Below are 12,828 nucleotides of genomic sequence, written 5' to 3' on the forward strand. Positions count from 1 at the left end.
AACATAACGGGAGCTAAGGCTCCCAGCATAAGGAGTCATGCAATGAAAACCTTCAAGAGTAAAATCGCGCTCGCGATGATGGCGGCGGGCCTGAGCTTCGCTGCGTCTGCAGCAGATATTACCGTTGCTTACGCTGCCGACCCAGTGTCACTTGACCCCCATGAGCAGCTCTCTGGCGGCACCCTTCAATTATCCCACATGGTCTTTGACCCACTTGTCCGCTTTAACCAGTCGATGGGATTTGAACCACGCCTTGCAGAGTCCTGGGAGCGTGTAGACAACGAAACCATGCGCTTTAACCTGCGCAAAGGCGTGAAATTCCACTCTGGCAACGATATGACCGCTGATGATGTGGTTTGGACTTTCAACCGCCTGAAATCATCACCAGACTTTAAAGGTATTTTTGCACCGCTGGTTTCTTTGACCAAGGTTGATGACCACACAGTAGAAATCAAAACTGATGGCACTTACCCGCTGATCCAAAACGTTGCGACCTACATTTTCCCGATGGACAGCAAGTTCTACACGGGCACCACTGCTGATGGTAAAGACAAAGCGGAAGTGGTGAAGCACGGTAACTCTTTTGCGTCGACCAACCTTTCCGGTACTGGCCCATTTGTCGTGAAATCACGCGAGCAGGGCGTAAAAGTTGAGTTCGAACGTTTTGCGGATTACTGGGACAAAGATTCTGGTGGTAACGTTGATAACCTGACTTTGGTGCCAATCAAAGAAGATGCAACCCGCGTAGCAGCAATGTTGTCTGGCGATGTTGATATGATTGCGCCGGTTTCACCGAACGATTACAAGCGCATCGAGAAAGCGAAAGGTGTGGATCTCTACACCATGCCAGGTACCCGTATTATTACCTTCCAAATGAACCAAAATAGCAACCCAGCGCTGAAAGATGCGCGTGTGCGTCAGGCTATCGTTTACGCGGTCAACAATGAAGGCATCGCGAAGAAGGTCATGAAAGGCGCAGCGACAGCGTCTGCACAGCAAAGCCCTCCAGGCTATGCCGGTTACAACGATAGCCTGAAGCCGCGTTATGATCTGAAAAAAGCGAAGCAGCTGATGGAAGAAGCAGGTTACGCTGACGGCTTCAAGCTGACCATGATGGCGCCAAATAACCGCTATGTGAATGATGACAAGATTGCACAAGCTACGGCGGCGATGTTGTCAAAAATCGGCATCGATGTTGACCTGAAAACCATGCCAAAAGCGCAATACTGGCCTGAGTTCGACAAGTGTGCGGCTGACATGATGATGATCGGCTGGCACCCGGATACGGAAGATTCCGCAAACTTCACCGAGTTCCTGGCGATGACCCGCAATGCTGACACCGGTAAAGGCCAGTACAACTGTGGTCACTACAGCAACTCTGAAGTGGATAAGTTGGTCAACGAAGCAAACAAAGAAACTGACCTGAGCAAGCGTAATGCGATGCTGAAGAAAGTAGAGGAAATCCTCTACAACGAAGCAGCGTTCGTTCCTCTTCACTGGCAAGATCCTTCATGGGCAGCGAAAGAGAACGTAGAAATTGGTCCAATCGTGAATGGGATGAACTTCCCTTACTTCGGTGACCTGGTCGTTAAGTAACGAGCGACCGCTTTTCCGCCGGAGAGCCCTCATTTCTGGCGGAGACGAAACAACGTAAAACGGAAACGGCCGTCATGACCACCCGTGGAATGTCCGGCCGTTTCTTTCAGTAGAAAGTCTCTACTGAAAGATTCAAAAGCAAAAATCTTCAAGGAAAGTGAAGGGGCTAGGAATGTTTACCTTTCTCGTCAAGCGCCTAATTCAGGCGGTGATAGTGATGTTTGTGATCAGTCTGGTGGCGTTCGCCATTCAGGACAACCTTGGCGATCCGTTGCGTGAAATGGTGGGTCAGTCTGTATCAGAGTCAGAAAGACAAGCCCTACGCGATGAGCTTGGATTGAACGACCCTTTCATCGAAAAGTACTCTCGCTTTGTCGGTAATGCGCTGCAAGGCGATTTGGGGACCTCTTATTTCTTCAAACGCCCGGCAGTTGACGTCATTCTCGACAAACTCGTCGCTACGTTAGAGCTAGTGATCGGGGCGACCATCATTATCGTGGTGTTCTCCATACCGCTCGGGGTTTACTCTGCCATTCACCCAAATAGTGTCTTCACCAAAATTATCATGGCAGGGAGTAGTATCGGTATCTCGATTCCTGTGTTCCTGACTGCCATTATGTTGATGTATATCTTCTCCATTGAGCTTGGTTGGCTTCCTTCATTTGGCCGCGGCGATACGGTCAATGTGTTCGGCTGGGAGACCGGTTTCCTCTCACTGGATGGCCTTTCACACTTGATTCTGCCGAGCATTGCCCTGTCATCTATCATGCTGCCATTGTTTATCCGCCTGGTTCGCTCTGAAATGCTGGAAGCATTAAGCACCGAATATGTGAAATTTGCTCGTGCCAAAGGCTTGCCAGAGAGAACTGTGCAGTACAAACATGCTCTGAAAAACACCATGCTGCCAGTCGTGACGGTCGGCGGTGTACAGATAGGTACCATGGTGGCTTACACCATTTTGACGGAAAAAGTGTTCCAGTGGCCTGGCACCGGCTTTCTGTTCCTCGAAGCCATCAACCGAGTGGACACGCCACTTATCACAGCGTATGTCATTTTTGTCGGTTTGCTGTTTGTGGTCACCAATACACTAGTGGACTTGTTGTATGGCCTGATTAACCCAACGGTTAACCTGACAGGCAAGGGGGCATAATCATGACTAATGTGAATACTAAAACGCCTTCTCGCTGGCAGCAGTTTCTGGATTCGGATTTTTTCTACTTCTTCAAGCGCGACAAAGTGGCGATGTTTAGCTTCGCCGTGTTCCTGTCGTTTGTGCTGGCCGCGATTTTTGCACCCCTGCTTTCGCCAAATGATCCTTACGATTTAGCGTCCATCGATATCATGGACTCCGAGCTTCCTCCGACCTGGATGGAGTGGGGTGACGAGCGCTTCTTGCTGGGTACCGATAATCAGGGACGCGATATTCTCTCAACCATTCTTTATGGCCTGCGCATCTCACTGATGATTGGTCTGGGCGCGGTGGCACTTCAGCTGTTACTGGGTATCGTAATTGGTTTGAGTGCTGGCTATTTTGGTGGTCGCATCGACAGCTTCCTGATGCGTATCGCTGACGTACAGTTATCTTTCTCCACCATGATGGTAGCGATCATCGTGTCGGCAATTTTCAAAGCCAGCTTTGGTAGCGACTTTTACAGTGAGTATGCCATTTTGATGCTGGTGGTGATTATCGGTATTGCCGAGTGGCCACAGTATGCCCGTACAGTGCGCGCCTCCGTGTTGGCTGAAAAGAAAAAAGAGTATGTGGAAGCAGCGCAGGTGATGGGCTTCAAAGCGCCCCGCATCATGTTCAGGCATATTCTGCCCAACTGCCTGTCGCCAATCCTGGTGATTTGTACCGTACAGGTAGCCAACGCGATCATGTCAGAAGCGGCGCTTTCCTTCCTTGGTTTGGGGATGCCAGTAGACAAGCCATCGCTTGGTTCACTGATCAGCATTGGCTTCACTTATATCTTCTCTGGTGCATGGTGGATCACTGCCTTCCCGGGCATTGTGCTCGTCACCTTGGTGTTGGTGATTAACCTTCTGGGTGACTGGCTGCGCGATGTCTTCAACCCAAAAATCTACAAAGGTTAACAGAACCAGAAAAGGCAGCATCACGCTGCCTTTTCTGTAATTTGCTCGTTATTTCCTCGATTTCGCGCTAGGCTAACTGTCTGAACTACATAACTTCCTGACGGGAATTGGTGTGATGTTTTCAAGATTTTTCAGCATTCTGGCTATCTCACTATTCGTTGCTTTTTCCTCGGCCTCTTTGCAGGCTGCGGAAGTCTGTCAGCCCTTAGAAAAAGATGGATGGCAGGTCGTAGACCAAAGCTGTCAGGTCGGTTCGGGTCTTTGGTCAAAACGCCCCATTAGAAATGATGGAAGATTTTGGGTGCAATGTGGCGTAGTCAGTCAATTACCTAAACCTTGGTTTGCAAAAGAAATAGAAGCCGTACTGATGCGGGACAAATTGGTGTTTCGCGAAGAGGGCGATAAATATCGTTGTCTCGTTGGCCCTTTTGAGCGTTACTCGGAAGCGGAAATAGTGAAGGACGTGATGACGCAACGCAAAGTCTTTGCTTCTGCTTTTATCCGCGATGTTTCCCTCCCTGAAAACACTCCGAAGGTCAGTAAGCCCAAAGTTAAAGTCCCAGAAACGTCAAAACGAATGCCAGTAAAAGCAACCCGCCAGTATATTGATGTCGGCGCTCTGAAAAGCCCGATGCCGGAAATTGGTGAACCGCGTTACAGTGATAAGCAAAACGTTTGGTGGCGTGCCACGCTCAAAGAAGCGAATCAGGCCTGTCGCCAAGATGGAATGACACTGGTGTCAGAGTCTACGTTGAAAACTCTGTCATCCATGCCAGATTGGAAAAACACTTATCCCAACCGACTGCCTTATTGGGTGTCTGAAATGCGAGCCTTTGATGTAACAATGGGAATTTCCATGCCTCTCTCCCTTGAGTCTGCTCTGCTGGTATTGTGCGAGTCCTCGTCGTAACAGCCCGTAGAGTTGTAAATCCTGCTGTAGAAACAGACGCAAATTTACTGCTCAAAGCATTCGCCTCTTAAAATGAGCGCGAAAGCACGCGTTTTCCGTTGTAAGGCAGTAAAAGGCAATCATTCATGCGTTTCCGCAGATTCTCCGGTCTGAATATCCTCCTGTTGAGCAGTTTCTTTGGTGTCTGCTGATCTGCTGTTAGCCTTGGGAAGGCTATCGAAAGACAAGGAAGTTCAGACGAACTGCCAGCACTGTATCCCTATTGGCTTAGTAACGGGCATGTATACGACATCAAGCTGGATATGTCGTTTGTGGCGATATCAGACTCGCTGACATTGAATGTATTGTGTGGGTGACAAAAAAGCCCCGCAAAGGCGAGGCTTCTTCTAAGACCATAGCGATCAACGCATGGTAACAAACTCCTCTGAGCCTGTTGGGTGGATTGCGACAACGCTGTCGAAATCCGCTTTGGTTGCGCCCATCTTCATCGCAACGCCAAAGCCCTGAATCATCTCATCCACGGTGTAGCCGATGCCGTGAAGACCCACCACTTTCTCGTCATCACCCGCACATACCAGCTTCATTTTGCATGGTTGACGATGCTGGGTAACAGCGGTGTACATCGCGGTGAAGCTGGAGGTGTAAACCTTCACATTCTCTTCGCCATACTGCGCTTTGGCTTCGCCTTCGGTCAGGCCGATAGTACCGATCGGTGGGTGGCTGAAAACCACGGTTGGGATCAGCTCGTAGTCCATCTTGGCGTCTGCTTTGCCATTGAACAGGCGCTCTGACAGTTGGCGACCTGCTTTAACCGCGACTGGCGTCAGCTCAACACCGCCTTCCATGATGTCACCTACACAGTAAATACCAGGTACATTGGTGTTCTGGAATTCATCCACTTTGATATAACCGCGGTCGTTGGTTTCTACTCCTGCTGCGGCCAGATTGATTTTCTCTGTGACTGGATGACGGCCGATTGCCCAAATCAGCAGATCGGTGTTGTGGGTTTCACCGCTTTCAAAATGTAAGGTTAGTGAGCCGTCAGACTCTTTCACCACTTCTTTCGGAATCGAGTGAGTGTGAAGCGCGGGGCCTTCTTTTTCCATGACTTCAACAATGGTATCGATGATCATTGGGTCGAAGCTGCGAAGTGGAGACTCTTTACGTACAAACAGGTGCGTTTCAGTGCCCAGTGCATTAAATACACCAGCGATTTCTACCGCAATGTAACCTGCGCCGACTATTGCTACACGTTTTGGCTGCTCGTTAAGCTCAAAGAAGCCGTTGGAGTCGATACCGTGTTCTGCCCCTGGAATGTTTGGAATGGTTGGTGCGCCGCCTACTGCAACTAGAATGTTGTCAGCGGTATAGTGCTCGCCGTTTACTTCCACCGTTTTTGCATCAACAAACTTGCCGAAGCCTTCAATCACTTCGATTTTGTTCTTGCCCAGCACGTTTTCATAAGAGGTATGGATGCGGCCAATGTAGGCTTCACGGTTTTCTACCAGCTTGTCCCAGCTGAACTTGTTCAGTGTGGTGTCAAAGCCATAGTCAGGGCCGTACATTTTGATGGCTTCTGCGATTTGCGCGCCGTGCCACATCACCTTTTTCGGTACACAACCTACATTTACACAGGTGCCGCCGAGATGTTGCGCTTCGATCAACGCGACTTTTGCACCGTACATCGCGGCACGGTTTGCGGAGGCGATACCGCCACTGCCGCCGCCGATACAAATATAATCAAAATGCTTGGCCATGAGTTTCTCCGTTTGGTTATTCTTAAATCCCGTTGAGCGGGGAAGCATTAGCATCCCCTGATAATATCAGACCTTTCAAGATCCGTATGTTATTCAGGCACTACCCATTGTACAAATTGGTGGCCTGTCTCGGGTGCAATTTTACTTTGCAGCCAAGGTAGAATTTCTTTCATCTGTGCTTCCAGCGTCCATGGTGGATTAATCACAATCATGCCGGATGCTGTCATGCCGCGCTCTTCACTGTCTTCCGCCACACCCAGTTCGATTTGCAGGATTTTGCGGATACCAAGCTTTTCCAGACCTTTGGTAATGAGATCGATATTTTTGCGGTAAACCACCGGATACCAAATCGCATAGGTGCCGGTTGCCCAGCGCTTCACGCTCTCATCAATCGCATCTACCACGTCCTGATATTCGTGTTTGAGCTCATAAGGTGGGTCAATCAGTACCACCCCGCGCCGCTCTTTTGGTGGAAGGCTTGCTTTAAGACGTGCGTAGCCATCTTCTTTGTACATTTTTACCTGGCGGTCACCGCGGAACTCCTGAAGCAGGAGAGGAAAATCGCTAGGGTGAAGCTCTGTGAAAATAGCGCGATCTTGCTCGCGTAGCAGGCTGTGGCCAACTTTCGGTGAGCCAGGGTAGTAACGCAGTTTGTTGCCTTGGTTCAGTGCACGAATAGTATCAAGGTAAGGTTTGATCGCTTCAGGGGCATCGTCGCAGTCCCAAATCAAGCCAATGCCTTCTTTGTATTCACCGGTTTTCTCAGCGCGCTCGTCAGATAAATCGTAGCGACCCGCACCGCTATGGGTGTCATGGTAGACAAAGGCTTTGTCTTTTTGCTTGAGCGATTCAATGATGAGGCTTTGAACTATGTGTTTGAGCACATCAGCATGGTTGCCAGCATGGAAGCTGTGGCGGTAACTGAGCATGTCGATATCCGGTGAAAATAGAAAAGTGTCGAGCATTATCGCTTATTGGAGGGATGGATCCAGCCTCAGCATTGAAAAGCCGCGTAATTGCCTTCATAAATACTAAGACTGAATATTATGAAGGAACTCATTATGCCCAACCCGCTGCTGTCGTTTAACGATTTGCCTCCTTTTTCTCAAATCAAACCTGAGCACGTGCAACCTGCCGTCGAGCAGGCGATTGCTGATTGCCGCGCTGCGATTGAAGCGGTTTTGGAAAACAACACAGATCCAAGTTGGGATACTATTTGTGAACCACTGGCAGAGAGCGATGACAGGCTAAGCCGTATTTGGTCACCGATAGGACATATGAATGCGGTGGTGAACAGCAAGGCGCTGCGTGAAGCCTATGAGGCTTGTTTGCCAATGTTGTCTGACTACTCGACATGGGTAGGTCAGCACAAGCCGCTTTATGATGCGTACAAAGCCATCAAGGCGCGTGATGATTTTGAATCGCTGACGCCGGCACAGCAGAAGACCATTACCGATTCTCTGCGTGATTTCGAGCTTTCAGGTATCGCGCTTCCACCGGCAGAACAGCACCGCTTCGGTGAAATCAGCAAGCGATTGTCTGAGCTGTCGTCGACCTTCTCGAACAATGTGCTCGACGCCACCATGGGATGGTCCAAGCATGTGACCGACGAAAACGCGTTGGCAGGCATGCCTGAATCCGCGCTTGCTGCAGCTAAAGCGCAAGCTGAAAGCAAAGAGCTTGATGGTTATTTGCTGACACTGGATATTCCTTCTTACCTGCCAGTCATGACGTATTGTGATAACCGTGAGCTTCGCGCTGAAATGTACGAAGCGTACACCACCCGAGCATCTGACCGTGGTCCAAATGCAGGCAAATGGGACAACACCGACCTCATCAATGAAACCCTGCTGCTGAAAAGTGAGATTTCCCGTCTGCTGGGCTTTGCCACTTACAGTGAACTGTCGCTGGCAACCAAAATGGCGGCGTCTACCGATCAGGTACTGACCTTCCTGAACGAGCTGGTGGAAAAAGCGCGCCCGCAGGGCTTAAAAGAATTCGATACTCTCAAGCAATTCGCCAAAGACAACTTCGGCGTGGAAACGCTTGAGCCGTGGGATGTGGGTTACTACGCCGAGAAGCTCAAACAGCATCAATACAGCATTTCAGATGAAGAACTGCGCCCATACTTCCCGGAAGACAAAGTGGTTGCCGGTCTTTTCGAAGTGCTGAAACGTGTGTTCGGTATGGACGTTAAACGCCGTGACGGCGTGGACGTGTGGCATGAGTCCGTCTCTTTCTACGATATCTTCGATGCGAAAGGCGAACTTCGTGGCAGCTTCTACCTTGACCTTTACGCCCGTGAACACAAACGTGGTGGCGCTTGGATGGACGAATGCCGCGTGCGTCGTGTGACTGAATCTGGCGATCTGCAAAGTCCGGTGGCTTACCTGACCTGTAACTTCAACAAGCCAATCGGCGGTAAACCCGCGCTGTTTACTCATGATGAAGTCGTAACCTTGTTCCACGAGTTCGGCCATGGTATCCACCACATGCTGACCAAGGTCGATGTGTCGTCGGTATCTGGTATCAACGGTGTGCCTTGGGATGCGGTTGAGTTGCCAAGCCAGTTCCTCGAAAACTGGTGCTGGGAAGAAGACGCGCTGGCGTTTATCTCCGGCCACTATGAGACCGGCGAGCCACTGCCAAAAGAGATGCTGGACAAAATGCTGGCGGCGAAGAACTACAACTCTGCCATGGGCATGTTGCGCCAACTAGAGTTTGGCTTATTCGACTTCACCCTGTTTACCCGTTTCGACGCGGAAGAAGGTGCGAAAGTGCTGGAAACGCTGGCAGAAGTGAAGAATCACGTCGCGGTTGTGCCGTCTCCAGACTGGAATCGATTCCCACACTCGTTCAGCCACATCTTTGCGGGTGGTTACAGTGCGGGTTACTACAGCTATCTTTGGGCGGAAGTGCTGTCTTCAGATGCATTCAGCCGCTTTGAAGAAGAGGGTATATTCAACACGGAAACGGGCCAGTCGTTCCTTGAGAACATTCTTGAGCGCGGCGGCAGTGAAGAGCCAATGGAGTTGTTTAAACGCTTCCGTGGCCGCGAGCCATCACCGGACGCACTGCTGCGCCACAGCGGGATTGGCGTTTAACTCGCTAACACTAAACCCAAAAAGAAAAAGCACGGTTTCGACCGTGCTTTTTTGTGCCTTCTATTGACTTACGCGATGTTCAGCGGCCAGTGGTTATCGCTCTGGCGCTCTGCTTCAAGCGTCAACTCAGTCGCCATCAGCACATTTGCGTTCAGCCAGTTATCAGGCATCGTCAGTTCGAGCGAGTCGCCGTTTGCTTTCAGCGTAACCGCAGGAATCGCTTTACTGTCTCGGCGGTGACAGAGCAGTACCGCTATGCGTAAAAGACGCAGCAGGCGGTTAGCGCTGTTGGGTGAAATCGCACTTTGCGGCGCAATCGGAATCAGTTGCTCGCGGTAGTGGCGCAGCATTTCAGCCAGCAGTTTTTTCTGCGCGCGGGTAAAACCGGGTAGGTCGAGGCTATCGAGCAGGTAAGCGGCATGCTCCCCGTCCTTTTTAAAGCCTATGCTCATGCCGATTTCATGTAGCTTCGCAGCCGCATCAAGCATCACGGGAGCGACAGGCTCTGCAATCCAGTCTGCACCGCATTGTTGCAGCAGGCTTTGCGCTGTCTTCGCGACGTTGTCTGCGTGGATGTCGTCCAACTGGTAGCGGGACTGTATGCTGTGAATGGTACGCTTGCGGATGTCCTGCTCGGACATTGTATCCATCATGCCATACACCAAACCTTCACGCAGCGCGCCGCCGGCCAGCGTCATTGACTCGATACCTAAATCCTCAAATATCGCAATGAGGATAGAGAGGCCGCTTGGAAACACCAAAGCTCGCTCTAACGTCAGGCCGTCGATATCGAGTTCTTCTACCTGTCCAAAGCCAATTGCCTGTTTGCGAAGGCGCTGGAGTTTCGCCAGGGTGATGGTTTCATCCATACCTTGCGCAACCATGATCTCCTGCAAGGCCTGTACGGTGCCGCTGGCACCCACACAGACATCCCAACCGAGTTCGCAATAGCGTTTGACGATAGGGGAAAGCACCGCTTTTGCGCCTTCAATGGCGGAGTCGAAACTCTTTTCGGTGAGTGAGCGATCTTTAAAGTGCTTTTCCAGCCAGGTCACGCAGCCCATATCCAGACTGGTCAATGCCGCAGCATCAAAGCCTTCGCCGATAATCACTTCGGTACTGGCGCCACCGATATCGACCACCAGACGTTTACCTTTACCGCCTGAGGTGTGTGCTACGCCCTGATAGATGGTGCAGGCTTCTTCTTCTCCGGTGATCACATTGATGGAGTGGCCAAGAATTTGGTTGGCACGTTTGATAAACACATCAGCGTTTTTGGCGCTGCGAAGGGCGGCGGTAGCGACGATGCGGATGTTGTCTGAAGGAATGTCCTGAAGGCGCTCAGCGAACAATGAAAGGCAATCCCAGCCGCGCTGCATGGCTTCGTCACTGAGATTCAAATTGCTGTCGAGGCCGGAGGCCAGGCGTACTTTACGTTTGATTTTTGCCAACGTTTGTACGCTGCCCTGAACTTCACGAACAACCAGCATGTGAAAGCTGTTTGAACCGAGGTCAATGGCAGCATACAGGGGCGAACGCGCGTTTTCCATGCTCTGTGGTTACCCCTGATAGATTTACGCTTTGTTTGTCGACGGGCGACGACGGCCGCGGCCACGTGATTGTGAGCCGGATTTGCCGGAGGTGTTACGGCGACTGTTTACCTGACGTGGGCGATGAACCTTGATAGGTGCAGGCAGGTCAGTCAGCAGGGCTTCTTCATTGTATTCAGATACCGGAATGGCGTGATCGATGTATTCTTCGATCGCCGGCAGGTTCACAGCATATTCTTCACACGCGAAGCTGATAGACGCACCGCTTGCACCAGCACGACCTGTACGGCCGATACGGTGAACGTAATCTTCACAGTCATCTGGCAGGTCGTAGTTGAATACGTGGGTCACCTGAGGGATGTGCAGACCACGGGCAGCAACATCGGTTGCAACCAGAATGTCTACATTGCCTTTAGTGAACTCTTCCAGAATCTTAACGCGTTTCTTCTGAGGAACATCGCCAGTCAGTAGGCCTGCACGCAGGGCGTCGGCTGCCAGGTGACCCCAGATGTCTTCACAGCGATGCTTGGTGTTTGCAAACACGATCGCACGCTCCGGCCACTCTTCCTCAATCAAGGTTTGCAGAAGGCGCATCTTGTCGGTGTTCGACGGATAGAACAGTTCTTCCTTAATGCGGTGACCGGTCTTTTGCTCTGGCTCAACCACAACATGTTCTGGGTTGGTCATGTGCTCAAACGCCAGTTCCTGTACGCGATAAGAAAGGGTCGCGGAGAACAGCATGTTCAGACGGTCTGCCGGAGCCGGCATACGGCGGAACAGGAAACGGATATCTTTAATAAAGCCGAGATCGAACATACGGTCGGCTTCATCAAGCACAACAGTTTGAATGCCACTCAGGTCAATCACACGCTGTTTGTAGAAATCGATAATACGGCCACAGGTACCGATCAGGATATCAACGCCGCCTTCCAGTACTTCTTTTTGCTTCTCATAAGCTTCGCCACCGTAGGCAAGACCTGCAGTCAGAGAGGTTGAAGCCAGCAGCGGAGCAGCATCGTTATAGATCTGGATCGCAAGTTCGCGCGTTGGTGCCATGATGATAGCGCGCGGACAGTTTTTCTTGCGGTCGGCAGGTGCCTCCGTTGTCAGCAAATGGTGGAAAGTCGCAGTCAGGAATGCCATCGTCTTACCTGTGCCCGTCTGGGCCTGTCCTGCAATGTCTTGGCCGGTGAGCAGGACCGGCAATGCCAGAGCCTGGATAGGGGTACAATTATGAAACCCTTTTTCTTCCAAACCCTTGATAACATCGGCGTGAAGACCGAAGTCGGCAAATTTCTGCTCTGTGAGATGCGTCATTTTCATCCGCATAGAATATCAGCTTAGGCTTGCAATACGATAGTGAATACATTCAAATAGTGCGATGATTTACTGGTTGGTATATCACCAGTGACAAAAAATAATCATTGGAGTGAAAGATGAGCGACAAGATTTTGCAGCTGACCGACGACAGCTTCGACGCAGATGTTATCAATGCTGCAGGCCCTGTACTGGTTGATTTTTGGGCAGAGTGGTGTGGTCCTTGTAAGATGATCGCCCCGATTCTTGACGAGATCGCTGAAGAATACGAAGGGAAAGTCACTATTGGTAAACTGAATATCGACCAGAACGCAGGTACACCACCTAAGTTCGGTATCCGCGGTATTCCAACGCTGCTGCTGTTCAAAGACGGTGGCGTAGCGGCAACTAAGGTTGGCGCTCTGTCCAAAACTCAACTGAAAGAGTTCTTGGACGCAAACCTGTAATGTGACAGAGAAGCCGTGACCATCCCCGGGCACGGCTTAATTCTTTTTATCACC

At 50.8% G+C, this 12,828-nt stretch carries 10 protein-coding genes; 6 read left to right on the forward strand and 4 right to left on the reverse strand.

The window, feature by feature from the left end; all coding sequences use genetic code 11:
- Positions 1-42 precede the first annotated feature (42 nt).
- The 4 genes from K6Q96_RS00215 (at position 43) to K6Q96_RS00230 (ending at position 4,600) form a co-directional block, all read left to right on the forward strand.
- A complete protein-coding gene (locus tag K6Q96_RS00215; RefSeq protein ID WP_251876955.1) occupies positions 43-1,596 on the forward strand; it encodes an ABC transporter substrate-binding protein in 1,554 nt (517 codons plus the stop codon).
- 172 nt (positions 1,597-1,768) lie between these two features.
- Positions 1,769-2,746, forward strand: a complete 978-nt coding sequence (locus tag K6Q96_RS00220) for an ABC transporter permease (RefSeq protein ID WP_046303420.1) — start codon at positions 1,769-1,771, stop codon at positions 2,744-2,746.
- A gap of 2 nt (positions 2,747-2,748) precedes the next feature.
- Positions 2,749-3,690, forward strand: a complete 942-nt coding sequence (locus tag K6Q96_RS00225; RefSeq protein WP_251876956.1) for an ABC transporter permease — start codon at positions 2,749-2,751, stop codon at positions 3,688-3,690.
- A gap of 115 nt (positions 3,691-3,805) precedes the next feature.
- Positions 3,806-4,600, forward strand: a complete 795-nt coding sequence (locus K6Q96_RS00230; protein ID WP_251876957.1) for an SPOR domain-containing protein — start codon at positions 3,806-3,808, stop codon at positions 4,598-4,600.
- A 401-nt stretch (positions 4,601-5,001) separates the two neighbouring features.
- Here the strand turns inward: K6Q96_RS00230 and gorA are convergent, their stop codons facing one another.
- Both gorA and K6Q96_RS00240 read right to left on the reverse strand, forming a co-directional pair.
- Entirely contained in the window at positions 5,002-6,357 is a 1,356-nt protein-coding gene (gorA, locus tag K6Q96_RS00235; RefSeq protein WP_251876958.1) for a glutathione-disulfide reductase, read from the reverse strand.
- An 89-nt stretch (positions 6,358-6,446) separates the two neighbouring features.
- Complete coding sequence (locus tag K6Q96_RS00240; protein WP_251879538.1) at positions 6,447-7,286, reverse strand: 23S rRNA (adenine(2030)-N(6))-methyltransferase RlmJ; 840 nt, start codon at positions 7,284-7,286, stop codon at positions 6,447-6,449.
- A gap of 132 nt (positions 7,287-7,418) precedes the next feature.
- On the opposite strand from K6Q96_RS00240, the gene prlC reads away from it, so the two are divergent.
- Entirely contained in the window at positions 7,419-9,461 is a 2,043-nt protein-coding gene (gene prlC, locus K6Q96_RS00245; protein ID WP_251876959.1) for an oligopeptidase A, read from the forward strand.
- A 68-nt stretch (positions 9,462-9,529) separates the two neighbouring features.
- Here prlC and gppA read toward each other — a convergent pair whose 3' ends face one another.
- Positions 9,530-11,011 carry a guanosine-5'-triphosphate,3'-diphosphate diphosphatase gene (gene gppA, locus K6Q96_RS00250; protein WP_251876960.1) on the reverse strand — a complete coding sequence of 494 codons (1,482 nt, stop codon included), beginning with the start codon at positions 11,009-11,011 and terminating at the stop codon, positions 9,530-9,532.
- 24 nt (positions 11,012-11,035) lie between these two features.
- Complete coding sequence (gene rhlB, locus K6Q96_RS00255; RefSeq protein WP_251879540.1) at positions 11,036-12,334, reverse strand: ATP-dependent RNA helicase RhlB; 1,299 nt, start codon at positions 12,332-12,334, stop codon at positions 11,036-11,038.
- A gap of 113 nt (positions 12,335-12,447) precedes the next feature.
- Here rhlB and trxA point away from each other — a divergent pair, with 113 nt between their 5' ends.
- On the forward strand, positions 12,448-12,774 hold the full coding sequence (trxA, locus tag K6Q96_RS00260) for a thioredoxin TrxA (RefSeq protein WP_002535469.1): 327 nt from the start codon (positions 12,448-12,450) through the stop codon (positions 12,772-12,774).
- Positions 12,775-12,828 lie beyond the last annotated feature (54 nt).

The organism is Grimontia kaedaensis (genome assembly GCF_023746615.1).
In the GTDB taxonomy this organism is placed as follows: Bacteria; Pseudomonadota; Gammaproteobacteria; order Enterobacterales; family Vibrionaceae; genus Enterovibrio; species Enterovibrio kaedaensis.

What these genes read in the sequence shown, in the direction of transcription:
- gorA (WP_251876958.1), bottom strand. Translation starts at nt 6,357, where the DNA reads ATGGCCAAGCATTTTGATTATATTTGTATCGGCGGCGGCAGTGGCGGT.
- prlC (WP_251876959.1), top strand. Translation starts at nt 7,419, where the DNA reads ATGCCCAACCCGCTGCTGTCGTTTAACGATTTGCCTCCTTTTTCTCAA.
- gppA (WP_251876960.1), bottom strand. Translation starts at nt 11,011, where the DNA reads ATGGAAAACGCGCGTTCGCCCCTGTATGCTGCCATTGACCTCGGTTCA.
- rhlB (WP_251879540.1), bottom strand. Translation starts at nt 12,334, where the DNA reads ATGAAAATGACGCATCTCACAGAGCAGAAATTTGCCGACTTCGGTCTT.
- trxA (WP_002535469.1), top strand. Translation starts at nt 12,448, where the DNA reads ATGAGCGACAAGATTTTGCAGCTGACCGACGACAGCTTCGACGCAGAT.
- K6Q96_RS00215 (WP_251876955.1), top strand. Translation starts at nt 43, where the DNA reads ATGAAAACCTTCAAGAGTAAAATCGCGCTCGCGATGATGGCGGCGGGC.
- K6Q96_RS00240 (WP_251879538.1), bottom strand. Translation starts at nt 7,286, where the DNA reads ATGCTCAGTTACCGCCACAGCTTCCATGCTGGCAACCATGCTGATGTG.
- K6Q96_RS00225 (WP_251876956.1), top strand. Translation starts at nt 2,749, where the DNA reads ATGACTAATGTGAATACTAAAACGCCTTCTCGCTGGCAGCAGTTTCTG.
- K6Q96_RS00220 (WP_046303420.1), top strand. Translation starts at nt 1,769, where the DNA reads ATGTTTACCTTTCTCGTCAAGCGCCTAATTCAGGCGGTGATAGTGATG.
- K6Q96_RS00230 (WP_251876957.1), top strand. Translation starts at nt 3,806, where the DNA reads ATGTTTTCAAGATTTTTCAGCATTCTGGCTATCTCACTATTCGTTGCT.